The following is a 25,311-nucleotide window of genomic DNA, read 5'->3' as shown; positions in this document are numbered from 1 at the left end:
GAGCTGGCCCGCACCGGGGACCGCGACGCCATCGTGTTCCCACGCGGCATGACCGGCCCGCGCGACGCCCGGCACGCCTTCAGCTTCTCGGGCCTGAAGACCGCCGTGGCCCGATACGTGGAAAGCCACCCCGACTTCTCCACCGCGGATGTGGCGGCCGGGTTCCAGGAGGCCGTCGCCGACGTGCTGACCATGAAAGCGGTGCGCGCGGCCACCGACCTGGGCGTCTCGACGCTGCTGATCGCCGGCGGGGTGGCCGCCAACTCCCGGCTGCGGGAGCTGGCCGAACAGCGCTGCGCGGCAGCCGGTTTGACGTTGCGGATCCCGGCGCCCCGACTATGCACCGACAACGGCGCGATGATCGCCTCATTCGCCGCGCACCTGCTGGCCGCCGGTGCACCGCCGTCCCCGCTGGACGCCGCCACCGACCCCGGTCTGCCGGTGGTGCAAGGACAGGTGGCGTGAGTTCGGCAACGCGGGTGGCCGACCGGCTGGCCATCACCGACCTGCTGTACCGCTACGCCGAACTGATCGACGCCGGCGACTTCGACGGGGTGGGGGAGTTGCTGGGCCGGGCCAGTTTCGCGGGCACCCGGTCCGCGCAGACGTCGGGCGCCGAGGCGATCGCCCACCTGTTCGCGGCCACCACCCGCCGCTACCCGGATCACGGCAACACCCCGCGCACCCGTCACCTGGTGCTCAACCCGATCGTCGAGATCGCATCCGATCGGGTCGCCACCGCGCGCTCCACGTTTTGCGTGGTGCAGGCCACCGAGTCGGTGCCGCTGCAGCCCATTGTCGTGGGCCGCTATTTCGATACCTTCGGCTGCGACGAACACGGCTGGTACTTCACCGAACGCCGCGTCGACGTCGAGCTGATCGGGGACGTCTCGGCGCACCTGATGTTCGACCCGGAGCAGTTCGGCAGCCGCTGAGTTACTTGGTGGTCAGCATCAGATACTGCGCCGAGACCAGTTGGTGGGCGAGGCGTTCGTGCTTCGATGAGGCCTCGACGGCGTAGCGGTCGACGACTGCCAAGCAGTAGAAGGTAGCAGTGTCGTTATCTTTGCGGGTCAAGCATTTTGCATCTGGAAGTCCTTGGATCCCGGCTGCCGGAACGTATTTTCGCTCTACGACCTCAGTGGTGAAGCTGTCGACGATTCTTCGGGCCGAGGTTGGGTCGGGGGTCTGGTAGACGTTTGTCGCGCCGCGGGTGGCTAGCTGAAGGTGCGCGGCGTCGAACACGGTTTGCGAGCGGGGAGGCGTGTCGTCAAAATGCAGTATCCCGCGCGGCTCGTAGCTGCCATAGTTCACGTTGCGCTCAGCGGCGGGCACGGTGCGCGCGAGCAGACCACCCGGGTCCAGCGACAGGGTGGAGAGTTGGTCGACCGGGGTGGGCTGGAACCGGTCGATCAGCGGCCCTTGCTTATCCAGGGTGGCTGCGACTAGATCCGCGGCAGCGCTGGGGCCGTCCTTTGAATAGACCTGTTGGCACAGCACATATGTTCCGTGCGCGGTGTAGGCGAGCACCTTGGCGCCGCTGTTGAACTCGAAGGTCACCGCCGAAGTCGCCGGGTAAAGGGGGACAGCGATCGGTTGGGTCGGGGTCGGATCCTCCGAGTGGTCTTGATAAACATTGGTACTGGTGGCAGCCATCTCGGCGGCTGCGGCGGTGGCATCATCCGGGCTGGCGAAGCGCAATACGATATTGCTCAGCCAGCGCAGCTCGTTTCCCCCTAACTCGGGGCCCTGGTAGGCGGTACGCACGCTGCTGAAGCCGGCAATGAAGTTATGCGCACCGGCCACCGCGCCCAGGGCATCCTGAAAGTCGAGGACTACGCCCACGGCTTCCGGGCTTTTAAGCACCAGGGTTTCCATCCCGGGAGTGAGCAGCGCGGGATCCACTTCCCACGGCCCCACCACGTTGCTGGCCATCCGTTGCGCCTCGATGACCGCCCCTTTGGTGGGGTCGCCCGCTGTACCCAGCGGTGGCCGTGGTGCGGTCGGGTAGTTGCCCGGATCCAGCGAGGTGCCATGGACGCCGCCCGGCCCGGCTTCGCTGGTAGCCATGACCGCTGACCCGGAAATGGTTGTGCTGCACGCCGCCACCGTCACAATCAGCGCGGCAGCGCAGGAAGCTACACCAAGTCGGCGTTTGCCCATGGGCATGCTGGTCAATGTACCGGCACCGCCCTACCGCGCCTCGAGAACCGGCGGGTGCTGCCCATCACTTGCTGGTCAGCATGAGGTACTGGGCAGATACCAGCTGACGGGCTTGCTGTTCTTGGTTGGCGGACACCTCGATGGCGTACCGGTCGGCCACCGCGGCGCAGTAGGTGGATGTTTGGGTCATCATCTTGTACGTCCAGCATTTCGCATCTGGCATGCCGTTGATTCCCGCAGCCGCGGCATATTTTCCGTTCCCTTGCTCGACGGTTTCGGCGGTCAGAGTGTCGACGATCTTCTGCGCAGAGGCCGCGTCCGGGGTCTGGTAGACATTCGCGGTGCCATGGGTGACCAACTGGAGGTGTGCGGCGTCGAACACCTTCTGCGTGTGTAACGGGTCTTCGGCGAAGTGCAATTGGGCGCGTGCCTGATAGAGCTCGCCGTAGCCGTTGTCGCCGGCGGGCAGCTTGTTTTTGTCAGGAGGAATGGTGCGGGCCAACAAACCCGTCGGGTCGATCGGTAGATGTTCCAGCTGATCAACCGGGGTGGGCTGGAACTGGTCGATCAGTGGCCCCTGCTTGTCCAGGGTGGCAGCGATCAGGTTCACTGCGACGCCTATGTCGTCCATCGAATTCGCCTGCTGGAACAGCACATAAACCCCGTGCGCGGTGTACGACTTGACGATCGAATCCCCGTTGTCCGTCCGAGTGAACACTGCTGAGGTGTCCGGGTACCGGGGAATGGGCGTGGGCTGAAACTCGAGTCGCTGCTCGTCCAGCGGTGGCTTGAAGCTGATGCTTTTGGCGGCCATCTCGGTGGCTGCGGCCGCGGCGTCCTCGGTGCTATCGAATCGCAGGACTACGTTGTCCAAACTCTTGTCGGATGAGGCTGATTCGCGAGCAGTGCCAAAAGCCGCACCCACGTGATGTGCTAGGGCCACGTCGGCGACCTCCGGACCATATGCCAGGCGCAGCAGGCCGGGGGTGAACTGCACCGCCGCCGAGCCGCGGCCGCTCAGCATCGGGTCCACTTCCCAGGGACCGACGACGTTATCGGCCATGCGCATGCCCTCGAAATGCAGGGCCGTCGTGAGATCGCCGGCGGCGCCGAGCGGTGGTCGCGGCCGGGTCGGGTAGTTTCCGGGACTGAGCAGTTTGACGTCGACGTCGGCCGGGCTGGGCGGCACGGTCGACCTGACCAGCGAGCCCGGCACAGTGGTGCTGCACCCCAGTACCGTCGCGACGAGGATGCCGACCAAGAACGGCCACCGCACGACGTGACGTGCGGCCGGCAGAGTACTCGGGGTGCGATGCGAGGCGACCCGTGCAGGCCGGCTGGTGCCCGGCGTCATGTGCTGGTCAGCATCAGGTATTGGGCCGAGACCTTTTGGTGGGCGACGAGTTCTTGATGGGTGGACACTTCGATGGCGTAGCGGTCGGCGACAGCCACGCAGTAGAACGACGATCCAGCGTCGGACTTGTTCTCTAAACATTTTGCGGTGGACAGCCCCGGAATGCCTTGGGCAGGCGCATACCGTGGACCGATGCGGTTCTGGTTGTCGGCCATGGCGGCGGCGAAGATATCGACGATTTTTTGCGCCGACGCACCGTCGGGCGTCTGGTAGACAATGGTGTTGCCTTTGGCGACCAATTGCAGATGCGCGGTGTCGAACAAGGTCTGCGTGCGGGGCGGATCGTCGTCGAAGTGCAGTTGGGCGTGCGGCTGGTAGAGTTCGCCGACGCCGCTATCCGGACGTAGGGTACGGGCCAGCAGTCCGTCCGGATCGATTGGCAGTTGGGCCAGTTGGTCGGTCGGGGTCGCTTGGAACTGGTCGATCAACGGTCCTTGCTTGTCCAGGGTGGTGGCGGCCAGCGCGGCCCCCGCGGCGCTGTCCCTTGCCTCTACCGATTGGCCTAGCACATACATTCCGTGCGCGGTGAACGCCAACACTCGCCAGGGCGCACCAAGCAAATCCTGGCGGTAGCTTTTCGCTGCGGTGGCCGGGTAGCCGGGAATCGTAACAGGCTCATACGAGGTGGGTTCGTCGCCGTGAGACGACGACTTGGGCCGGCCGCTCGTGCTGGCCATCTCCGCCGCCGCTGCGGCGGCTTCTTCCGGGCTGGGGAACCGCAGCACGACGTTCACCAGGACCTTCTGGCTGGATGTGGCGGAAGCGCGACCACTTTGAAACACGGCGATCAGCTGATGTGCGACAGCGGTGGCGCCCACACCGGCCCCGAAGACCAAGTCGAGATCGGTCGGTCGCGGCACCCCTGCCCGCGTGAGCGACGTCAGCACTGGGTCGACTTCCCAGGGCCCCACCACGTTGTTGCCCATCCGGCGGCTCTCGATTTGTCCGCCCACCCAGGTGCCCCCGGCGGTACCCAGCGGTGGGCGCGGCTTGGTGGGGTAGGTGCCCGGGTCCAACAACGAGGTGTTGACACCGTCCCGCGCTGGTGGCGCCGGCATCGTCGTGGTGGGCGCTGAGGCGGGATCGGTGGTGCTGCACCCCACCACCATCGCGATCAGTGCCGCGGCGAGGCACGTCAACCCCGCCCTCATCGGTGACTCACTTACTGGTCAGCATCAGATACTGCGCCGACACCAGTTGGTGGGCGGCCAGCTGCTGAACCGCCGACGCCTCGATGGCGTACCGGCCGGCGACGGCCAGGCAGTAGAAGAACGTGCGACCCGACGTGCGGTCTTCGCTCATCAAGCATTTCGCCCCGGGCATCCCCTTGATACCGGCGGCCGGAACGTATTTCCCGCCACCGCCCAGGCCTTCCTCGGCGGCCTCGGCGGCGAAACCATCGACGATCTTTTGCGCCGAGGCGGCATCCGGGGTCTGATACACGCTGGCCTTGCCCTGGGTCGCGAGCTGCAGATGCGTGGCATCGAACAAGGTGTGCGAACGCGGCGGATCGGCGTGGAAATGCAACTCCGCGTGCGGCTGGTACACACCGTTGTTGACGGTCATCTCCTGCGCCTCCGGCGGCAGGGTGCGGATCAGCAGCCCGTCCGGGTCGATCGGCAGGTTGGCCAGCTGATCGACCGGGGTGGGTTGGAACTGGTCGATCAGCGGGCCCTGCTTGTCCAGCGTGGTGGCGATCAGCTCGGCCGCGGCGTCCGGCCCGTCCTTCGAATACGCTTGTTGGCACAGCACATACGTGCCGTGCGCGGTGTAGGCCAGCACGTCGGCGCCGCCAAGCGAGTCGAACGTCACCGCCGACGTCGCCGCGTTGCGGGGGATCGGCATCGGTCGGGTCGGTTTGGGCTCGGTGGTGGCAAACCCCTGTACGGTGGCACTCGCGGCGGTCATCTCGGTGGCGGCCGCGGCGGCGTCCTCGGGGCTGGGGAACCGCAACACCAGATTGGTCAACGACTTTTGTTGGTTCTCGGCCTTCGCCGGTCCCGTGTACGCGTTGCGGCTACTGCTGAAACCCACGACGAAGTTGTGCGCGGTGGCGGCCGCCCCGATCGGTTCGCCGTCGCCGAGGATGATGCTCAACGCGTTGCCGTCCTTGACCACCCCGACCACCCCGATCGCTTGTTCGGCGGAGATCAGCGCGGGGTCCACTTCCCAGGGGCCGACAACGTTGTTGGCCATCCGGCGCGCCTCAATCCAGGCGCCCTTGCGGTCGTCACCGGCGTTGCCTAGCGGCGCTTGCGGTTTGGTCGGGTAGTTGCCCGGATCCAGCTGCGCAACATCGACCCCGTCGCTGCTGCCGGGCGCGTTCGTCGCGGTGACCGGCGAACCTGGCACCGTGCTAGTGCACCCTGCCACGGCCGCGACCAGGGCGGCGGCGATCAGGCTGGCCGGTCGTCGGGGTTGGACCCTGAGCATGACCGTGAGCGTACCGGCAGCGCGAAGGGGCGAGTCCACATATTCGCCCGGATGCCGGCCTGGCTACTGGCGTGGTCACCATCGGTTGCTGCAGGTGGTGGTCGGCGAGGCCGCGGACCCATTTGCGGCCCGCGCCGCGGCGGGCTCACCTCCGTCCGGCGCCCTACCCACGCCAGGAACTAAACCTGACCCGCGACGGCCGCGTGGTCGTTGTCGACAACTTCGGCGACGACGACGGTGACGTTGTCCGGCCCGCCCCCACGCAGAGCCAACTCGATGAGCCGGTCGGCGCTGGAGGTGAGGTCGGAGATCTGCAGGGCTTCGGCAATCGTTTCATCGCGGACTGGGTCGGATAGCCCGTCGGAGCACAGCAAGTAACGGTCCCCGACCAACGCCTCACGCATCGTCAGCGTCGGTTGGATCTCGCGGCGGCCGTCCACCGCCCGCATGATCAGATTGCGTTGCGGGTGGTTGCGCGCCTCTTCAGGGGTGATTCGCCCTTCATCGACCAGGGTTTGGACGAACGTGTCGTCCTTGGTGATCTGCGTCAGTTCGCCGTCGCGCAACAGGTAGGCGCGCGAGTCACCGATGTGCACCAGCCCCAAGCCGTCGCCGGCCAACAGGATCGCGGTGAGTGTGGTTGCCCCGCCTTGCCCCTCGGGTTCGGCGACGTTGTGGGCGGCGATCGCCGCGTTGCCCTGCCGCACCGCTTCGTCGAGCCTGCTCAGCAGGTCCCCGCCGGCCTCATCGTCGTCGAGCGGCGCCAGCGCGCCGATCATCAGCTGGGAAGCCACCGCCCCGGCTTCGAGGCTGCCGTCCCACGAGCTCATCCCGTCGGCCACGGCCAACAGGTGCGCACCGGCATACGCCGAGTCCTCATTGTTACGGCGGACCGAGCCGACGTCGCTGCGGGCGACGTACCGCAGAAGGAGGCTCACGGGTGTAGCTCGATCACTGTTTGCCCATCCGAACCGGCGTTCGTATCGGGTGCCCGGCCGCTCAGACCAGCCGGTGACGCGCTGGGACGCGGGCGGCGCGCGCCGCCCGCTCGTCGGGTTCGAATCACTTCCCTCAGGTGCCGGTTTGCTGGGTGACGATGAGCAGGTTGTCGCCGGTTGCCCAGGCTTGGGTGAAGGTGGCCATCGGGATTTGCTCGTCGCGCCCGTTGGGGGTGCCGCTGTCGTTGAGGTGGACGATGTCGGCGTCGGTGTCGACTCCGGTGACGACGACGGCGTGGTCGGCCTGGGTCCGCTGCCCCTGGCCCGGCGGGTAGTTCCAGATGGTTTCGGCGTTGAGCCCGGCGATCACCTTGTGGCCGCCGGCCAGGTCCTGCTCCAGTCCCTCCATGGTGTTGCCGGTGGTCAGCTCGGATTCGATGCCGTAGTGCTGCAGCAGCTGGACCAGGTCTGCGGGGGCGGTGCCGTCGAACTCATAGATTGAGCCCTGGTGGGATCCGCTTTTGGTGAACACCCCGCGCAGCTCGATGCCGACTTGGGTGGGTTCGTGGCCGGTGAGCTGGCCGACCACGTCGGCAACGGCCATCAGGCCGCAGTCTTCCTGGTGCTGGTAGCGCCAGTAGGGAGCGGCGGCCTCGGGGTCGCCGTACATCTCGGCGTGGGTGACCGCGGCCAGGCCGAGGCTGGCCGCGACGATCAGCGCGGCCACGGCGACGGCGCGGCGCGCGGTGCGGATGAAGGTGAGCATGGACTCAGTATTAGCCGTCGGCGAATTTTTGGAAAACACGCGCGTGGCCCGGCCAGAGAAGCACAAGCCCGACCTTGAGTGCTAGCACTCGCGTGTATAGAGTGCTAGGTGGCAGTCGGCCAACCCCTGTGTCGGCACCCGCGACGACGGCGCGAGGGGACGGACGAATGCCGAACACCTGGTAATTCCGAAGGGTTCGGGGAGCAGCCCCGAGCCCACACCCTGATCAAGTGGAGGGCTCCAATCGTGGCGAGCGTGAACATCAAGCCACTCGAGGACAAGATCCTCGTACAGGCCAACGAGGCCGAGACCACGACCGCGTCCGGTCTGGTCATTCCCGACACCGCCAAGGAGAAGCCGCAGGAAGGCACCGTCGTCGCCGTCGGCCCCGGCCGTTGGGACGAGGACGGCGAGAAGCGGATCCCGCTGGACGTGTCCGAGGGTGACGTCGTCATCTACAGCAAGTACGGCGGCACCGAGATCAAGTACAACGGCGAGGAGTACCTGATCCTGTCCGCCCGCGACGTGCTGGCCGTCGTCTCCAAGTAAGCCTCCATCGAACCATCGTGTACCGCCCCGGAGATCCCCGTGACCACGGGTGATATCCGGGGCGGTACGCGTTACGTGAGGAAAGACCTATGAGTAAGCAGATTGAGTTCAACGAAACCGCGCGGCGCGCGATGGAGGCCGGGGTCAACAAGCTCGCCGACGCGGTCCGGGTCACGCTGGGCCCCCGCGGCCGCACCGTGGTGCTGGCCAAGGCGTTCGGCGGGCCCACGGTGACCATCGATGGGGTCTCGGTCGCCCGCGAGATCGAGCTGGAGGACCCGTTCGAGAACCTGGGTGCCCAGCTGGTCAAGTCGGTGGCGACCAAGACCAACGACGTCGCCGGCGACGGCACCACCACCGCGACGGTGCTGGCCCAGGCCCTGATCAAGGGCGGGCTGCGCAACGTCGCGGCCGGCGCCAACCCGATCGCGTTGGGCGCCGGTATTTCCAAGGCGGCCGACGCGGTCTCCGAGGCGCTGCTGGCCGCGGCCATCCCGGTGTCCGGTAAGGAGTCCATCGCGCAGGTGGCGACGGTGTCGTCGCGCGACGAGCAGGTCGGCGAACTGGTCGGCGAGGCGATGACCAAGGTCGGCGGCGACGGCGTGGTCAGCGTGGAGGAGTCGTCCACGTTGAGCACTGAGCTGGAGATCACCGACGGGGTCGGCTTCGACAAGGGCTTCCTGTCGGCGTACTTCGTCACCGACTTCGACTCGCAGGAAGCGGTCCTCGAGGACGCCCTGATCCTGCTGCACCGCGACAAGATCAGCTCGCTGCCCGACCTGCTGCCGCTGCTGGAAAAGGTGGCCGAGGCCGGCAAACCGCTGCTGATCATCGCCGAAGACATCGAGGGTGAGGCGCTGTCGACCCTGGTCGTCAACGCGATCCGCAAAACGCTCAAGGCCGTCGCGGTCAAGGCACCGTTCTTCGGCGACCGGCGCAAGGCGTTCCTGGAGGATCTGGCGATCGTCACCGGCGGCCAAGTGGTCAACCCCGACGTTGGGCTGGTGCTGCGTGAGGCCGGGCTGGACGTGCTGGGCTCGGCCCGCCGGGTCGTGGTGTCCAAGGACGACACCGTCATCGTCGACGGCGGTGGCACCGACGAGGCGATCGCGGCCCGCGCCAAGCAGCTGCGCTCCGAGATCGAGACCACCGACTCCGACTGGGACCGGGAAAAGCTCGAAGAGCGGCTGGCCAAGCTGGCCGGCGGGGTCGCCGTCATCAAGGTCGGCGCCGCCACCGAAACCGCGCTCAAGGAGCGTAAGCACCGCGTCGAGGACGCCGTGCACGCCGCCAAGGCCGCGGTGGAGGAGGGCATCGTGGCCGGCGGCGGCACCGCGCTGCTGCAGGCCCGCAAGGCGCTGACCCAGCTGGCGTCGTCGCTGACCGGTGACGAGGCGCTCGGGGTGGAGGTGTTCTCCGCGGCGCTGGGCGCACCGCTGTACTGGATCGCCACCAACGCCGGCCTGGACGGTGCGGTGGCGACCAGCAAGGTCGCCGAGCTGCCGGCCGGGCACGGGCTGAACGCGGCCACGCTGAACTACGGCGACCTGGCCGCCGACGGCGTGATCGACCCGGTGAAGGTGACCCGTTCGGCGGTGCTCAACGCCGCCTCGGTGGCCCGCATGGTGCTCACCACCGAGACCGCGGTGGTGGAGAAGCCGGCCGAGGAGGACGAGGACGCCCACGGCCACCACGGCCACGCGCACTAGTCCCTAGCGCTCCTCGCGCGAACAGACGCAAACGCCCCCATTTCCGGTTGGAAATGGGGGCGTTTGCGTCTCCTCGTCATTGCGTATCCCGGCTTACAACGGGGGGTGTCCCGCTTGTCGATCCATGATCCGCACGCCTGTCCGCTGGCCGCGTTCCGTCTGTCCCTGCAGGCGTTGAGTGTGCACTGGCGGCTTCGAGTGTGAACGCAGGGCGGAAGTTTCGTGGTTTTCTCGCCCACGATGCACGGTCGAAGCCCAGGATTCACACTCGATGTGCGGGACCGCAGTTGACCCGAAACCACCCGCAGTAGCGGGTAGATTTCCGGCTTCACGTGCAGCCATGGACGGGCCGTTGTCCGCATGGTTGCCATCCGGATGGGCCCGCGGGTGTCCATACCGTTGACCGATGAAAATGGCGAGCCTGTACTCAGCGCGTCAAATCGCGCGAAATCACGCTCCGAGTACAGGCCCGGCGTCAACCGTCAAGCGTCAAGCGCCCCGCTAAGCGCTGCGGCGGATGCCGCGCAGGTTGCGCTTGAGCAGAATGTCGCGTTCGCCTTCGGACAGGCCGCCCCAAATTCCGTAGGCTTCGCCGACGGCCAGCGCGTGCGAACGGCATTCGGTAAGCACCGGGCAGTTCCGGCACAACTCCTTAGCGCGCCTTTCGCGTTGTGCCCGCGCCCGACCGCGTTCACCATCGGGATGAAAAAACACCGATGAATCGACACCGCGGCACGCGCCCCGCAGTTGCCAATCCCAAATATCTGCATTGGGTCCGGGGAGCTGCTCCGGCATGGGCATGGGGGGAACCCCTCTCTGGGTGCGGGATTTGCGGAGTCGCCGATGACTACTCGCCACACAAGCTAGGGTGGCGCCGGAAATCCAGTCAACACGGCCGGTGCACAGTTCCGGCATAACCGCAGGGTGAGAATTTACGTCGCGTTCATCATTACGACGTGGTTGCTATGTGTGTCGGACGCTGTCCGGTTACCACCGCCGCGCGCGAAATTCGATTTTCCCAGTTCACCTCCCGCGGTGCCGGACCCGCGGTTAGCGCCGCCGCCCCGGCGATTAATATCGCCGTAACGTGGAAACTACAAACTATTAACTGATGTGTTCGACACACTGACCGTTCCCGGCGTCATTCGATGAGCGACACCACCTTGCGCGCTGCCGCCTTCGGCAGTGAACCCGGAACCTGGCCGTTGCCGACGGCGACGACCGGCCAGCAGCGTTGGCTGCGCGCCGTCGCCGCCGGCGGGCAGGGCCGCTACGGCAGCGCCCGGGCCGACCTCGCCGTGCTGCTGCGCGACCGCGCCACCGGGCCGCTGGCCTCCCTCGCGCACAGCACCCAGGCCTCGTTTCTGCGCCAGCTCGGCTGGCACGCGCTGGCCCGCGGGTGGGACGGCCGCGCGCTGGCGCTGGCCGGCGACGACCCGGAGGCGGCCGCCGACGCGCTGACCGGGCTCGCCGCCGACGCGCTGGGCCTGCGCCGCTTCGCGGCCGCCGCGACCCTGCTGGCCCGTTCCGGCGAGGTGCTAGGCAGCGCCCCGCCCCGGCTGGCGGTGCGCCAAGCCTGGGTGGCCGCCGAGTTGGCGATGGCCGCCGGTGACGGCGCCGCGGCGCTCCGGCACGCCGAGGAGGCGGTGGAGTTGGCCCACACCACCACCGCCGACTCGGCCCGCCACCTGGCCAAAAGCGACGTGGTGCTGGCCGCCGCGCTGTGCTGCACCGGCGCACTCGACCGGGCCCGACAGGTCGCCGACGCGGCGCTGGACACCACCGGCCGGCTGGGCCTGGTGCCGCTGCGCTGGGCGCTGGCCTGCCTGTTGGCCGACATCGGCAGCGTGGCCCATCCGCCGCCGGACGTGGTCGGCGTCCGCGACGCCTGCGCGGACCTGGTCCGACGCCGCGGCGGCAACTGGCGCGACCGTTAACGCCGGAACCGGTAGACGAGGTCGTTATTGTCTTAGCTGTGCCGCCGGCCGGGATGCGTCCGGATTCGTAACGTTGGAGATATCGCCGTCGATGACAGTGCAGGGAGAACGTCTCGACGTTGTCGTTGCCGCTGCGGTGGCTGGCGACCGGGACGCGCTCCGGGAGGTGCTGGAGACCATCCGCCCGATTGTGGTGCGCTACTGCCGCGCGAGGGTCGGCGCGGACGAGCGGAGCGGTCTTTCGGCGGACGACGTGGCGCAGGAGGTGTGCTTGGCCGCCATCATGGCGCTGCCGCGCTACCGGGACCAGGGACGCCCGTTCCTGGCCTTCATCTACGGCATCGCCGCGCACAAAGTTGCCGACGCGCATCGCGCCGCCGGTCGTGACCGCGCGTACCCGACCGATTCGGTGCCCGAGTACGGATCACCGGAGGCGGGACCGGAGCAGCTGGCCATCGAAGCCGATTCGGCCGCCCGAATGAACGAATTGCTGCAGGTCTTGCCCGGTAAGCAGCGCGAAATCCTGATCCTGCGGGTCGTCGTCGGATTGTCCGCCGAGGAAACCGCGGCCGCCGTCGGCAGCACCCCCGGGGCGGTCCGGGTGGCCCAGCACCGTGCCCTGACCCGGCTGAAGTCCGAGATCATCGCGGCGGGACCCGGCCATGGCTGAGAACGGACGCACCCCGGACCTGGACGCGGTGGCCCGCAGCAACCGCTTCCTCGACGCGCTGGCCGCCGCCGAGCCGGCGAGCTGCCGCGACCCCAGCGAGGAGGCGCTGGCCGCCCTGCTCGGCGGCTGGCGCGACGGGCTGCGGCGGCGGCCGGAGCCCGACCTGATCTCTGAAGCCGAGGCCGAAGCCGCGCTGCGCAAATCGGCGCCGCCCCGGCGGCGGCGCACCCACCGCGCGCTGACGTTGATCGGGTCGGTGGCTGCGACCGTGCTGGCCCTCGGCGGGGTGGGCGCCCTGGTCGGCGGCGCGCAACCGGGCGGCCCGCTGTATGGCGTGCGCACCATGCTGCTCGGCGAGCCGCCGTCGGTGCACGACGACCGGATCGTGTTGACCGCCAAGACCGAGTTCGAACACGTCCAGCAGATGATCGCCCAGGGCCAGTGGGATCAAGCCCAGGAGCGGCTGACCGCGCTGGGCGACACCGTGCAGACGGTCAACGACACCCAGCGCAAACAAGATCTGATCGACCAATGGAACCGGCTGAACGTGCAGGTGCAAAACCGGGATCCGAGCGCGGTGCCGCCGCCCAGCTCCGCGCCGACCACCGAGCTCCCGGCCGTCAGCACCCCACCGACGTCGCTGATGCTGTCGGTCCCGTCCCCGGAGGCCACCCCGGGCGCCACCGACCCGGCCACCACCACCGCCCCGGGCTCGGAGACGACGGCCGCATCCGAACAGTGGTCGTCGGCGCCCGCACAGCAACCGTCGACACCGACCGGTACGTCGGCGGCGCAATCCGAAACTGTGCCGAGCACCACAACCGGGCCGGCACCGTGATCAATCGGGGTTAGCGATACCCGTCGCTCTCCGAGGTCGCCTCGTTGAGTGAGGCGTCGGCGTACCCGCGGCAGTAATCCCAGGTCACGTAGGCATCCGGCTCGGGATCGTAGGCCGGCTCGTGCGGCCGGACGGTGCCGTCGACCAGCAGCTGCAACAGGTTGGCGCGCAGCATGTCCCAATCGTGGTAGTGGTCCTGCTGGCATTCGTCGCAGCACACCACCAAGCCGCGGATCCCCTTGTGCGCCAACAACGCTTCGTAGACCGCCAGGTCGGCGAGGTCGGCCTCTACCGCGGTCCGTTCCTGCGGGTCCAACGGTTGCCCCGGCTCGATGGCGTCCAGCGCCGCGGACGGGTCGCAAGGGTCGTCAGCAAAAGGATCGGGTGGCAAACCCGGCGGGAGGTGGTCACGCACGCCTCCTACAGTACGCAGCCGCGCAGCCATCGCGCCAGCAGCCACGATGTCGGGAAGGTGAACGGCAGCCGGAGGGGGCCGGATTTTGATCCGCGAGCCGATTAGGATGGGGCTTTCACCCGTATGTATGGAGGCCGCACCGCATGTCCCTTGGCGACGTCCGCGCCCCGATGGTCATCCCGCACGCCCCGCCCGACGACCTGATGGCCACCGGCGGGGACAACCCGGACAAGATCGCCATGTTGGGGCTGACCTTCGATGATGTGTTGCTGCTGCCGGCGGCCTCCGATGTGGTGCCCGCCGCCGCCGACACCTCCAGCCAGCTGACCCGCAACATTCGGCTGCGGGTGCCGCTGGTCAGCTCGGCGATGGACACCGTCACCGAGGCGCGGATGGCCATCGCCATGGCCCGCGCCGGCGGCATGGGGGTGCTGCACCGCAACCTGCCGGTCACCGAGCAGGCCGGCCAGGTGGAAACCGTCAAGCGCTCCGAGGCCGGCATGGTGACCGACCCGGTGACCTGCTCCCCGGAGAACACGCTGGCCGAGGTGGACGCGATGTGTGCCCGGTTCCGGATCTCCGGGCTGCCCGTCGTGGACAAGGATGGGCAGCTCGTCGGGATTATTACCAACCGGGATATGCGTTTCGAGGTCGACCAGAACAAGCCGGTCGCCGAGGTGATGACCAAGGCGCCGCTGATCACCGCGCAGGAGGGGGTCACCGCCGACGCGGCGCTGGGCCTGCTGCGCCGCCACAAGATCGAGAAGCTGCCGATCGTCGACGGGCACGGCAAGCTGACCGGGCTGATCACCGTCAAGGACTTCGTCAAAACCGAGCAGCACCCGGACGCCACCAAAGACAGCGACGGCCGGCTGCTGGTCGGCGCCGCGATCGGGGTCGGCGACGACGCCTGGGTGCGGGCCATGACCCTGGCCGACGCCGGGGTCGACGTGCTGGTGGTCGACACCGCCCACGCCCACAACCGGCTGGTGCTCGACATGGTCAGCAAGCTCAAGGGCGAGGTCGGCGACAAGGTCGAGGTGGTCGGCGGCAACGTGGCCACCCGGGCCGGGGCCGCCGCGCTGGTCGAGGCCGGCGCCGACGCGGTGAAGGTCGGGGTGGGCCCCGGCTCGATCTGCACCACCCGGGTGGTGGCCGGGGTGGGGGCCCCGCAGATCACCGCCATCCTGGAGGCGGTCGCGGCGTGTCGTCCGCATGGGGTGCCGGTGATCGCCGACGGCGGGCTGCAGTACTCCGGGGACATCGCCAAGGCGTTGGCCGCCGGCGCGTCGACGGCCATGCTGGGTTCGCTGTTGGCCGGCACCGCCGAATCACCCGGCGAGCTGATCTTTGTCAACGGCAAGCAATTCAAGAGCTACCGGGGGATGGGGTCGCTGGGCGCCATGCAGGGCCGGGGTGCTGCCAAGTCGTACTCCAAGGACCGCTACTTCCAAGACGACGTGCTCTCCGAGGACAAGCTGGTGCCCGAGGGCATCGAGGGCCGGGTGCCGTTCCGCGGGCCGCTGACCACGGTGATCCACCAGCTCACCGGGGGGCTGCGGGCCGCCATGGGCTACACCGGCGCGGCCACCATCGAAGCGCTGCAGCAGGCGCAGTTCGTGCGGATCACCGCGGCGGGGCTCAAGGAGAGCCACCCGCACGACATCACCATGACCGTCGAAGCGCCCAACTACTACGTGCGCTGACCGTGCCCGCTTCTGTTAGCGCCGAAATCGACGTTTCCGAGGTCGCTTCCCGGACTTTTGCCCGAAAACGTCGATCTCGCCGAGAAATGAGGTTCACCCCCCATGCGTGACATGGTCGAGATCGGCATGGGCCGCACCGCGCGACGCACCTATGAACTGTCCGACATCAACATCGTGCCGTCACGGCGCACCCGGTCCTCGCAGGACGTGTCCACGGCCTGGCAGTTGGACGCCTACCGGTTCGAGATCCCGGTCGTCGCACACCCCACCGACGCGTTGGTGTCGCCGGAGTTCGCCATCGAACTGGGCCGGCTCGGCGGCCTCGGTGTACTCAACGGCGAGGGCCTGATCGGGCGGCACGCCGACGTCCAGGCCAAGATCGCGCAGGTCATCGAGGCGGCCGCCAAGGAACCCGAACCGTCGGCGGCGATCCGGCTGCTGCAGCAGCTGCACGCCGCGCCGCTGGACCCCGACCTGCTCGGTGCCGCGGTGGCCCGCATCCGGGAAGCCGGGGTGACCACGGCGGTGCGGGTCAGCCCGCAAAACGCCCAGGCGCTGACGCCGGCGCTGGTGGCCGCCGGCATCGACCTGCTGGTCATTCAGGGCACCATCGTGTCCGCCGAGCGGGTCGCCAACGACGGCGAACCGCTGAACCTCAAGACGTTCATCTCCGAGCTCGACGTGCCGGTGGTGGCCGGCGGGGTCCTCGACCACCGCACCGCGCTGCACTTGATGCGCACCGGCGCGGCCGGGGTGATCGTCGGCTACGGCTCCACCACCGGGGTGACCACGTCCGACGAGGTGCTGGGCATTTCGGTGCCGATGGCCACCGCGATCGCCGACGCCGCCGCCGCCCGCCGCGAATACCTCGACGAGACCGGCGGGCGCTACGTGCACGTGCTGGCCGACGGCGACATCCACACCTCCGGTGAGCTGGCCAAGGCGATCGCCTGCGGCGCCGACGCGGTGGTGCTGGGCACCCCGCTGGCCGAGGCGGCCGAGGCGCTCGGGGACGGCTGGTTCTGGCCCGCGGCCGCCGCGCACCCGTCGCTGCCCCGCGGGGCGCTGCTGCAGGTCGCGGTCGGGGAGCGCCCGCCGCTGGCCCAGGTGCTGACCGGCCCCTCCGATGACCCGTTCGGGTCGCTGAACCTGGTCGGCGGGCTGCGGCGGTCGATGGCCAAGGCCGGCTACTGCGACCTCAAGGAATTCCAGAAGGTCGGCCTGACCGTCGGGTCCTGACCGACCCGCGAGCAGACGTAAAAGCCCCCTGTAACGGCGTTTTTGGGGGACTTTTGCGTCTGCTCGCGCGGCGAAGTTACCCCCCGGTAGGCTGCTGGCTATGGAGCCGGATTACGACGTTCTCATCATCGGTTCGGGGTTCGGGGGCAGCGTCAGCGCACTGCGGCTGACCGAAAAGGGCTACCGGGTCGGGGTGCTGGAGGCCGGTCGCCGCTTCGCCGACGACGAATTCGCCAAGAACTCCTGGCATCTGCGCGAATTCCTGTGGGCGCCGAAACTGGGCTGCTACGGCATCCAACGGATCCACCTGCTCGACAACGTGATGATCCTGGCCGGGGCGGGCGTCGGCGGCGGGTCGCTGAACTACGCCAACACGCTGTACGTGCCGCCGGATCCGTTCTTCAACGACAAGCAGTGGAGCCACATCACCGACTGGCGCGCCGAGCTGTCCCCGCACTACGACCAGGCGCAGCGGATGTTGGGCGTGGTCAAAAACCCGACCTTCACCGACGCCGACCGGATCGTCAAGGAGGTGGCCGACGACATCGGGGTCGGCGACACCTGGGTGCCCACCCCGGTCGGGGTGTTCTTCGGGCCCGACGGCACCAAGACCCCCGGCAAGACGGTGCCCGACCCGTACTTCGGTGGGGCGGGGCCGGCCCGCACCGGCTGCCTGGAGTGCGGCGAGTGCATGACCGGCTGTCGGCACGGCGCCAAGAACACACTGGTGAAAAACTACCTGGGCCTGGCGGAATCGGCTGGCGCCCAAGTCCATCCGATGACCACGGTGACCGGGTTCGAGCAGCGGGCCGACGGCCTGTGGCAGGTGCGCACCGTGCGCACCGGATTGTCGCCGCGGCGGCACCGCAAGACGTTCACCGCGAACTACCTGATCCTGGCCGCCGGCACCTACAACACCCAAAAGCTGCTGTTCAAGATGCGGGACAAGGGGAAGCTGCCGCGGCTGTCCGCACAGCTGGGGGTGCTGACCCGGACCAACTCGGAGTCGATCGTCGGTGCGGCGACGTTGAACGTCAACCCGGACCTGGACCTGACCCACGGGGTGGCGATCACGTCGTCGATTCACCCCACCTCCGACACCCACGTCGAACCGGTCCGCTACGGCAAGGGCTCCAACGCGATGGGGTTGCTGCAGACTTTGATGACCGACGGCGCCGGCCCGCAGGGCACCGACACCCCGCGCTGGCGGCAGCTGATCGATCAGGCCCGCGAGGATCCGCGGCACATCCTGCGGCTGCTCAACCCGAAGCAGTGGAGCGAGCGCACCGTGATCGCGTTGGTCATGCAGCATTTGGACAACTCGATCACCACGTTCACCAAACGCGGGAAGCTGGGGCTGCGCCGCTATTCGTCCAAGCAGGGGCACGGCGAGCCGAACCCGAGCTGGATCCCGGTCGGCAACGAGGTCACCCGCCGCATCGCCGCCAAGATCGACGGGGTGGCCGGTGGCACCTGGGGTGAGCTGTTCAACATCCCGCTGACCGCGCACTTCCTCGGTGGGGCGGCGATCGGGGACAGCCCCGAGCACGGCGTCATCGACCCGTATCAGCGGGTGTACGGCTACCCGACGCTGGCGGTGATGGACGGCGCGGCGGTCTCGGCGAACCTCGGGGTCAACCCGTCGCTGTCGATCACCGCGCAGGCCGAACGCGCCGCGTCGCTGTGGCCGAACAAGGGCGAGGCCGATCTGCGGCCCGCGCAGGGCGAGGCCTACCGGCGGCTGGACCCGATCGCGCCGAAGAACCCGGTGGTGCCCGACGGCGCGCCCGGCGCGCTGCGCTGGCTGCCGATCACCCCGACCAGCTCGACGGGTTAGCGGCCGGTTAGCCCGCAACCGCCTGCAGCGGCGCGCCGCTGATCACCCGGCTGCGCCGCCCGTGCACGTCGACGGGCACATCGCCGAGCAAGGTGACCCGGTGCAAAAGCCGCGGCTGGTTGTCGTAGTCGTCGATCGCCCGGTGCTGGGTGGCCCGGTTGTCCCAGATGGCCACGTCGCCGGGCTGCCAGTTCCAGCGAATGGCGTTCTCGGGCTGGGTGATTCGCCGTTGCAGCAAGTCGAACAGCACGCTGGATTCGTGGCTGTCCAGGCCGACGAAGTTGCGCACGAAGTTGCCGGCCAGCAGGGTGCGTTCGCCGGTCTCCGGGTGTATCCGCACCACGGGATGTTCGGTACGGAAGTCCGGCTTCTCAAACGCCTGCACGAACGCCTGCTGGCCGTCGGTGAGTGAGTCCGATTCGGCGACCGCGTAGTCAAAGCGGTTGGTGTGCACCGCCCACAGGTTTTCCACCAGGTTCTTCAGCGGTTCGGGCAGCGCGGCGTAGGCCGCCGCCGTCGAGGCCCACAGCGTCGACCCGCCGTAACTGGGCAGGGTGACCGCGCGCAGGATCGACGCCGCCGGGTAGTTGGCGGCGAACGTGACGTCGGTGTGCCAAGCGGTCGCCTTGCCCCATTCGGAGTTGATCGGGGTGATGACCGGCGCGGTCGGGTCGAAGGCCACCGCGGCCGGGTGACCGACCGGCGTGCCCAGCAACCCGGCGAACGCCAGTTGTTGCTCGTCGTCGAGGTGGTGCTGGTCGCGGAAGAAGATCACCTTGTGGGTCAACAGCGCCTGGTGGATCGCCTCGACGGTGCTCGGGTCCAGGTCGCCGCCGAGGCGCACCCCGTCGACGCGGGCGCCGATCCGGGAACCCAGCTTGGTCACGGTCTGTGTCATCGCGGACAATCCTCTCTCTGCGCGAAGTGTAGTCATCTGACTACACCAACGTATGCGCTACTGTAGTCGCATGACTACAGCCAGGTCAAGGCGAACGGGGGACCGGGCTCCGGTGGGCCGTGACGAGGTGGCCGCGGCCATCCTGGCCGCGGCCACCGACCTGTTCGCCGAGCGCGGTCCGGCCGCGACGTCTATTCGCGACATCGCCGCGCGGGCAAAGGTCAACCACGGCTTGGTGTTCCGCCACTTCGGGACCAAGGAGCGGCTGGTCGGGGCGGTGCTGGACCACCTGGGCAGCAGCCTGACCGAATTACTGGAGGCCGAGACGCCGGCCGACGAGGTGGACCGGGCCCTGGACCGGCACCTGCGGGTGATGGCCCGCACCCTGCTCGACGGCTATCCCGCCGGCCAGCTGCAGAGCCGCTTTCCGAACGTGGAGCTGCTGCTCGAGCGGGTGCGGCCGCAGCACGACAGCGACCGCAGCGCGCGCCTGGCGGCGGCCAATGCCGTGGCGCTGCAACTGGGTTGGCGGCTGTTCGAGCCGTTTTTGCGCTCGGCGGCCGGGATCGACGACCTCACCGACGCCGACCTCAAACAGGCGGTGGCGGGCGAGATCGCGCGGATCGTTGAACCGCGCTGAGTGCTACGACGACGCCGTCGACACCCGGCCCAGCGTGCGCCGGTGGGTGGGCTGGCGGCCCGGCGGCTGAGTCGGCGGCGGCAGCAGCGGTTGGCGGGGGCGCAACGCAATCGTCGACGGTGCCGCCGTGCTGAGTCCCAGCTCCGCACCGGCATGCCGGATGGTCAACGAGGCGTCGGGCCCGTCGCGCAGCGTGTAGGTCACCTCGGTGTGGTTGATGTCCACGGTGAGTCGAAAACACCGCCACCGCAACCCAAACCGCAGACCCGAGATGCCGTCGGGCAAATGCGGGTCCAGCGACAGCACGCCCTCGTCGTCGCGGAGTCCACCGAACCCGGCGACCAACGCCGTCCACGTTCCGGCCAGTGAGGCCATATGCACCCCGTCGCGGGTGTTCTCGTGCAGGTCCCGCAGGTCGATCAGCGCCGCCTCGTAGGTGTAGTCGTGGGCCAGCTCCAGGTGGCCGACGGTGGCGCACATCACCGCCTGGGTGCACGCCGACAGCGACGAGTCGCGCACCGTGCGCCGCTCGTAGTAGTCGACGTTGCGCGCCATCTGCTCGGGGGTGAACGCGTGGCTCTGCCACTGCATCGCCAGCACCAGGTCCGCCTGCTTGATCACCTGCGACGGGTACAGCCGCACATACGGCGCGTGCAGCAACAGCGGGTAGGCGGTGGTGGCCTCGAAGTCCCACTCGGCCAGCGTCGTGAAACCCGCGCACTGCTGGTGCACGCCCAGTTCCTCGTCGTAGGGGATGTGCGCGGCGTCGGCGGCATCGCGCCAGGCCGCCATCTCCTCGGTGCTCACCCCCATCTCGTGCGCGGCGATGGGGTGGCGGGCGCACGCCGCGGCCGCGACGCGCAGGTTGTGGGCCGCCATCAGATTCGTGAACACGTTGTCGCGGACGACGGCGGTGTATTCGTCGGGCCCAGTGACCCCGTCGAGGTGCCAAACACCGTGTCGGTCATGGTGTCCCAGCGACATCCACAGCCGGGCGGTTTCCACCAGGACCGCCAGCCCGCACTCCTGCTCCAACGAGTCGTCCCCGGTCACAATGCGGTACCGCTCGAAGGCCATGGCGATGTCGGCGTTGACGTGCCAGGCCGCGGTGCCGGCCGGCCAGTACGCCGAGCACTCCTGCCCGCGGATGGTGCGCCACGGAAAGGTCGCCCCACCCAGCCCGAGTTCGCCCGCGCGTTCCCGGGCCAAATCCAGCGTCGAGGCCCGCCAGCGCAGCGCGTCGGCGGCCGCGTGCGGTGCGGTGTAGGTGAGCACCGGCAGCACGAATCCCTCGATGTCCCAAAAGGAGTGGCCGTCGTAGCCGGTGCCGGTCAGGCCCTTGCCGGGGATGGCGCGCCGTTCGGCGCGGGCACTGGCCTGCAGCACATGGAACAAGCCGAACCGCACCGCCTGCTGGATGGCGGGGTCGCCTTCGACCTCGACGTCGGCGCAATCCCAGAACTCGTCGAGATATTTGCGTTGGGCGTCCAGCAGGCCCTGCCACCCGCTGTAGCGGGCGCCGGTCAGGGCCGCGGCGGCCTGATCGCGCAGCGCCGGCCGCGAGCGCAGGCTCGACCACCCGTAGGACAGGTACTTGACGATGCGCAGCTTCTGTCCGGCGCGCAGCCCGCAGATCACAATGGTGCGTGCCACGTCGTCTTGTACCTCGGTGGACACTTCCACCCGCCCGGGCACCTCGACTTCGTGGTCCATCACCGCGGCCATCATCAGTTGGCTGGCGCGGGTCCGGTGCATCAGCAGGGAGCGGTGCCCGGTGTGCTCGTGTTCGACCGGCTCCAGCGGGCGGTCCAGGATGGCCGACACCCGCGGGTCACCCGAGGTCGGCGGCTGGTCCTCATTGGCGACGAGTTCGGATTGCACGGTCACGCGGGCGAATTCGCCGATCGCCTCGACGACGTACTCGATGGCCGCGACGCTGCGCTGGGCCAGCGACACCAGCCGCGTCGAGGTCACGTGCACCTGCTTGCCGGCCGGCGAGCGCCAATGCGCGCGGCGGGTGAGCGTCCCGGCCCGCAGGTCCAGCACCCGCTCGTGGTCGATCAGTTCGCCGTAGCGGACATCGAACGGCTCATCGTCGACGGTCAGCCGCAGGATCTTGCCGTTGGTGACGTCGACCACCGTTTGGCCGGCCTCCGGATAGCTGTAGCCGGCCTCGGCGTAGGGCAGCGGCCGGATTTCGTAAAACGAGTTCAAATAGGTGCCCGGCAGGCCGTAGGGCTCACCCTCGTCGAGGTTGCCGCGCAACCCGATGTGGCCGTTGGACAGCGCAAACAGCGATTCGGTCTGGGCCAGCAGGTCCAGGTCGAGCCGGGTCTCGCGCACCTGCCAGGGCTCGACGGGGAAGGCTTCCTCGGTGAGCATGACCATGCCCTACAGCAGCTCAGCCAGGTCGGTGACCACCACGTCGGCGCCGTGGCGGCGCAACGCCTCGGCCTGGCCCACCCGGTCGACGCCCACCACGAAACCGAAGTTACCGGCCCGACCGGCCGCCACACCAGACAACGCGTCCTCGAACACCGCCGCCGCGGCCGGGGCGACCTGCAATCGTTGCGCGGCCCGCAGGAACGAATCCGGGGCCGGCTTGCCGGCCAGATGCTCCTCACGCAGGGTCACCCCGTCGACCCGGGCGCCGACGAACCGGTCCAGCCCGGTGACCTCGAGCACCTCGCGGGTGTTGGCGCTCGAGGACACCACCGCCACGGCCAGGCCCGCGTCGGTGACCGCTGCCAGGTAGCGCGCCGACCCGTCGAAGACCCGCACCCCCTCGTCGTGCAGGGTTTGTTGAAACACCTGGTTCTTGCGGTTGCCCAGGCCGTGCACCGTCTCCGCGTCGGGCGGATCGGCGGGGCCGCCCTCGGGCAGGTCGATCCCGCGACTGGTCAAAAAGGAGCGGACGCCGTCTTCGCGTTTCTTGCCGTCGACGTAGCGCAGATAGTCCTCGACCGGGTCGAACGGGACAAACGGCGCACCGGTGCGCGCCGAGCGCTGCCGCAGGTAGCCGTCGAACATGCCCGTCCAGGCCTTGGTGTGCACGCTGGCGGTGTCGGTCAACACCCCGTCGAGATCAAACAGGCAGGCGCGCACGGTGTCGGGCAGACCCAACATCGGCAACCTCACTTCCGGTCCGGGCAGGCAGCTGTCGCGTACCCACTCCACCATGCCGGATCGGCGGCGGTTTCGCGCCGCTCGCGGGCCCGTCGGAGCAGTCACTAGACTCCTGAGCGTGTCCGCGACCCCGCCCCGCCCCGTCCTGGTGATCGACTTCGGCGCACAGTATGCCCAGCTGATCGCCCGGCGGGTCCGCGAGGCACGGGTGTTCTCCGAAGTGATCCCGCACACCGCGCCGGTCGACGAGATCAAGGCCCGCAACCCATTGGCCATCGTGCTCTCCGGCGGGCCGGCCAGCGTCTACACCGAGGGCGCGCCGCAACTGGATCCGGCGCTGTTCGAACTGGACGTGCCGGTCTTCGGCATCTGCTACGGCTTCCAGGCCATGGCGCAGGCGTTGGGCGGCACCGTCGCACGCACCGGCACCAGCGAGTACGGCCGCACCGACATGAAAGTGCTGGGCGGGCGGCTGCATTCGGGGCTTTCCGAGACGCGGCCGGTGTGGATGAGTCACGGTGACGCGGTCACCGCGGCGCCGGATGGGTTCGAGGTGGTGGCCGCCACCGACGGCGCCCCGGTCGCGGCGTTCGAGAACGCGGACCGGCGCCTGGCCGGGGTGCAGTACCACCCGGAGGTCATCCACACCCCGCACGGCCAGCAGGTGCTCAGCCGGTTCCTGCACGAGTTCGCCGGGATCGACTCCAGCTGGACGGCGGCCAACATCGCCGACGCGCTGGTCGAGCAGGTCCGCGAGCAGATCGGCGACGGCCACGCCATCTGCGGGCTGTCCGGCGGGGTCGACTCCGCGGTCGCCGCGGCGCTGGTGCAGCGCGCCATCGGGGAGAAGCTGACCTGTGTGTTCGTCGACCACGGGCTGCTGCGCACCGGCGAACGCGAACAGGTGGAGCGCGATTTCGTCGCCGCCACCGGCGCGCGGCTGGTCACCGTCGACGCCGCCGACACCTTCTTGCAGGCGCTGTCCGGGGTGACCAACCCGGAAGGCAAACGCAAAATCATTGGCCGGCAGTTCATCCGGGCCTTCGAGGGCGCGGTGCGCGACGTCGTGGAGGGCGACGCCGAGGTCAAGTTCCTGGTGCAGGGCACGCTGTACCCGGATGTGGTCGAGTCCGGCGGCGGCGCGGGGACCGCGAACATCAAGAGCCACCACAACGTCGGCGGCCTGCCCGATGACCTGAAGTTCACCCTGGTCGAGCCGCTGCGGCTGCTGTTCAAAGACGAGGTGCGGGCGGTCGGTCGCGAGCTGGGCCTTCCGGAGGAAATCGTTGCCCGCCAACCCTTCCCGGGGCCGGGGCTGGGGATCCGGATCGTCGGCGAGGTCACCGCGGCCCGGCTGGACACGCTGCGCCGGGCCGACGAGATCGCCCGCGAGGAGTTGACCGCCGCCGGCCTGGACCACCAGATCTGGCAGTGCCCGGTGGTGCTGCTGGCCGACGTCCGGTCGGTCGGCGTACAGGGCGACGGCCGCACCTACGGGCATCCGATCGTGCTGCGGCCGGTGTCCAGCGAGGACGCCATGACCGCCGACTGGACCCGGGTGCCCTACGAGGTGCTGGAGCGCATCTCGACCCGCATCACCAACGAGGTGCCCGAGGTCAACCGGGTGGTGCTGGATGTGACCAGCAAGCCGCCGGGCACCATCGAATGGGAGTAGGGCACCTAGCCCCTCCCCGCGAGCGTGCGTGTCCCCGGTCGACGCGCCGAGTTAAACCCCGGATGTGCGCACACTCGCGCCCGGACGCCGGGGCTTCTGCGACACCTGTGACGGGTGATGAGCCGGTGGGCGGCCAGGTTGACGTTGTCGGTGGGTGGGTGTTCACTGAGCGTATCGAACACAAGTTCGAATAATGCGTGAACCCGGAGGGCAGCATGACTGCGGCGGTAGCCGTCGACCAACGGTCCCATGACCGCGCTGAGCAGCTTAAACAGCTGCGCCGGCAGATGGCCGAGGTCTCCGGGCGGGTGGGCCCCGGCCGGGGCGGGCCAGCGGCCGCGCCGGACCTGCTGCCGGC

General features: G+C 68.8%; 22 protein-coding genes and 1 pseudogene. 12 read left to right on the top strand and 11 right to left on the bottom strand.

What is annotated here, in order from left to right:
- Together BKN37_RS13325 and BKN37_RS13320 are read left to right on the top strand one after the other, a co-directional pair.
- Positions 1-465: Kae1-like domain-containing protein (locus tag BKN37_RS13325; protein WP_479724554.1), on the top strand; the 465-nt coding region annotated here is incomplete at its 5' end.
- On the top strand, positions 462-935 hold the full coding sequence (locus tag BKN37_RS13320) for a nuclear transport factor 2 family protein (RefSeq protein WP_242657240.1): 474 nt from the start codon (positions 462-464) through the stop codon (positions 933-935). The genes BKN37_RS13325 and BKN37_RS13320, both read left to right, overlap by 4 nt.
- 1 nt (position 936) lies before the next feature.
- Here BKN37_RS13320 and BKN37_RS13315 read toward each other — a convergent pair whose 3' ends face one another.
- From BKN37_RS13315 to BKN37_RS13290, 6 genes and pseudogenes are all read right to left on the bottom strand, one after another.
- Complete coding sequence (locus BKN37_RS13315) at positions 937-2,169, bottom strand: DUF7373 family lipoprotein (RefSeq protein WP_131823589.1); 1,233 nt, start codon at positions 2,167-2,169, stop codon at positions 937-939.
- A 58-nt stretch (positions 2,170-2,227) separates the two neighbouring features.
- Positions 2,228-3,424 carry a DUF7373 family lipoprotein gene (locus BKN37_RS13310; RefSeq protein WP_131823588.1) on the bottom strand — a complete coding sequence of 399 codons (1,197 nt, stop codon included), beginning with the start codon at positions 3,422-3,424 and terminating at the stop codon, positions 2,228-2,230.
- Between the two features lie 89 nt (positions 3,425-3,513).
- Positions 3,514-4,635 (bottom strand): DUF7373 family lipoprotein, encoded by a 1,122-nt coding sequence (locus BKN37_RS13305; RefSeq protein ID WP_423212788.1) that lies wholly within the window; start codon positions 4,633-4,635, stop codon positions 3,514-3,516.
- 100 nt (positions 4,636-4,735) lie between these two features.
- The gene (locus BKN37_RS13300; protein ID WP_071026529.1) at positions 4,736-6,010 is read right to left on the bottom strand and encodes a DUF7373 family lipoprotein; all 1,275 of its coding nucleotides are present in this window, start codon (positions 6,008-6,010) and stop codon (positions 4,736-4,738) included.
- Between the two features lie 203 nt (positions 6,011-6,213).
- A pseudogene (locus BKN37_RS13295) lies at positions 6,214-6,948 on the bottom strand (PP2C family protein-serine/threonine phosphatase); the annotation flags it as partial.
- 133 nt (positions 6,949-7,081) lie between these two features.
- The gene (locus BKN37_RS13290; RefSeq protein WP_071026527.1) at positions 7,082-7,714 is read right to left on the bottom strand and encodes a C39 family peptidase; all 633 of its coding nucleotides are present in this window, start codon (positions 7,712-7,714) and stop codon (positions 7,082-7,084) included.
- 246 nt (positions 7,715-7,960) lie between these two features.
- On the opposite strand from BKN37_RS13290, the gene groES reads away from it, so the two are divergent.
- Together groES and groL are read left to right on the top strand one after the other, a co-directional pair.
- Positions 7,961-8,263 carry a co-chaperone GroES gene (gene groES / locus BKN37_RS13285; protein ID WP_003929249.1) on the top strand — a complete coding sequence of 101 codons (303 nt, stop codon included), beginning with the start codon at positions 7,961-7,963 and terminating at the stop codon, positions 8,261-8,263.
- A gap of 89 nt (positions 8,264-8,352) precedes the next feature.
- The gene (groL, locus tag BKN37_RS13280) at positions 8,353-9,972 is read left to right on the top strand and encodes a chaperonin GroEL (protein WP_071026525.1); all 1,620 of its coding nucleotides are present in this window, start codon (positions 8,353-8,355) and stop codon (positions 9,970-9,972) included.
- Positions 9,973-10,473: 501 nt separating this feature from the next.
- On the opposite strand, the gene BKN37_RS13275 is transcribed toward groL, so the two are convergent.
- The gene (locus tag BKN37_RS13275) at positions 10,474-10,773 is read right to left on the bottom strand and encodes a WhiB family transcriptional regulator (protein ID WP_071026523.1); all 300 of its coding nucleotides are present in this window, start codon (positions 10,771-10,773) and stop codon (positions 10,474-10,476) included.
- A 347-nt stretch (positions 10,774-11,120) separates the two neighbouring features.
- Here BKN37_RS13275 and BKN37_RS13270 point away from each other — a divergent pair, with 347 nt between their 5' ends.
- From BKN37_RS13270 to BKN37_RS13260, 3 genes are all read left to right on the top strand, one after another.
- Positions 11,121-11,909 carry a hypothetical protein gene (locus BKN37_RS13270; RefSeq protein WP_071026520.1) on the top strand — a complete coding sequence of 263 codons (789 nt, stop codon included), beginning with the start codon at positions 11,121-11,123 and terminating at the stop codon, positions 11,907-11,909.
- A 91-nt stretch (positions 11,910-12,000) separates the two neighbouring features.
- Positions 12,001-12,579 (top strand): sigma-70 family RNA polymerase sigma factor, encoded by a 579-nt coding sequence (locus BKN37_RS13265; protein ID WP_071026518.1) that lies wholly within the window; start codon positions 12,001-12,003, stop codon positions 12,577-12,579.
- Positions 12,572-13,417, top strand: coding sequence for an anti-sigma-D factor RsdA (locus tag BKN37_RS13260; RefSeq protein ID WP_071026516.1), 846 nt, complete (start codon positions 12,572-12,574; stop codon positions 13,415-13,417). The genes BKN37_RS13265 and BKN37_RS13260 overlap by 8 nt, the downstream gene beginning before the upstream one ends.
- A 10-nt stretch (positions 13,418-13,427) precedes the next feature.
- On the opposite strand, the gene BKN37_RS13255 is transcribed toward BKN37_RS13260, so the two are convergent.
- Entirely contained in the window at positions 13,428-13,832 is a 405-nt protein-coding gene (locus BKN37_RS13255; protein WP_071026514.1) for a DUF5319 domain-containing protein, read from the bottom strand.
- 170 nt (positions 13,833-14,002) lie between these two features.
- On the opposite strand from BKN37_RS13255, the gene guaB reads away from it, so the two are divergent.
- The 3 genes from guaB (at position 14,003) to BKN37_RS13240 (ending at position 18,614) form a co-directional block, all read left to right on the top strand.
- Positions 14,003-15,538: an IMP dehydrogenase gene (guaB, locus tag BKN37_RS13250; protein ID WP_242657241.1), complete on the top strand. Its 1,536-nt coding sequence runs from the start codon at positions 14,003-14,005 to the stop codon at positions 15,536-15,538.
- Between the two features lie 111 nt (positions 15,539-15,649).
- Positions 15,650-16,777 (top strand): GuaB3 family IMP dehydrogenase-related protein, encoded by a 1,128-nt coding sequence (locus tag BKN37_RS13245; RefSeq protein ID WP_095407074.1) that lies wholly within the window; start codon positions 15,650-15,652, stop codon positions 16,775-16,777.
- Between the two features lie 100 nt (positions 16,778-16,877).
- Positions 16,878-18,614: a GMC oxidoreductase gene (locus BKN37_RS13240; RefSeq protein WP_071026509.1), complete on the top strand. Its 1,737-nt coding sequence runs from the start codon at positions 16,878-16,880 to the stop codon at positions 18,612-18,614.
- A gap of 7 nt (positions 18,615-18,621) precedes the next feature.
- On the opposite strand, the gene BKN37_RS13235 is transcribed toward BKN37_RS13240, so the two are convergent.
- The gene (locus BKN37_RS13235) at positions 18,622-19,512 is read right to left on the bottom strand and encodes a TauD/TfdA dioxygenase family protein (RefSeq protein ID WP_071026507.1); all 891 of its coding nucleotides are present in this window, start codon (positions 19,510-19,512) and stop codon (positions 18,622-18,624) included.
- 70 nt (positions 19,513-19,582) lie between these two features.
- Between BKN37_RS13235 and BKN37_RS13230 the strand changes: the two genes are divergently transcribed.
- Positions 19,583-20,152 (top strand): TetR/AcrR family transcriptional regulator, encoded by a 570-nt coding sequence (locus BKN37_RS13230; RefSeq protein ID WP_071026504.1) that lies wholly within the window; start codon positions 19,583-19,585, stop codon positions 20,150-20,152.
- A 3-nt stretch (positions 20,153-20,155) separates the two neighbouring features.
- Here BKN37_RS13230 and BKN37_RS13225 read toward each other — a convergent pair whose 3' ends face one another.
- Positions 20,156-22,534 (bottom strand): glycoside hydrolase family 65 protein, encoded by a 2,379-nt coding sequence (locus BKN37_RS13225; RefSeq protein WP_071026540.1) that lies wholly within the window; start codon positions 22,532-22,534, stop codon positions 20,156-20,158.
- 9 nt (positions 22,535-22,543) lie between these two features.
- Positions 22,544-23,332 (bottom strand): beta-phosphoglucomutase family hydrolase, encoded by a 789-nt coding sequence (locus tag BKN37_RS13220; protein WP_207547242.1) that lies wholly within the window; start codon positions 23,330-23,332, stop codon positions 22,544-22,546.
- Between BKN37_RS13220 and guaA the strand changes: the two genes are divergently transcribed.
- The gene (guaA, locus tag BKN37_RS13215; protein ID WP_165618326.1) at positions 23,331-24,953 is read left to right on the top strand and encodes a glutamine-hydrolyzing GMP synthase; all 1,623 of its coding nucleotides are present in this window, start codon (positions 23,331-23,333) and stop codon (positions 24,951-24,953) included. The genes BKN37_RS13220 and guaA overlap by 2 nt on opposite strands.
- Positions 24,954-25,311: the final 358 nt, after the last annotated feature.

This window comes from Mycobacterium talmoniae (assembly GCF_001854525.1).
GTDB lineage: Bacteria > Actinomycetota > Actinomycetes > Mycobacteriales > Mycobacteriaceae > Mycobacterium > Mycobacterium talmoniae.
Note: the sequence above shows the minus strand (reverse complement) of the source record. Positions and strands in the feature narration are given on the sequence as shown.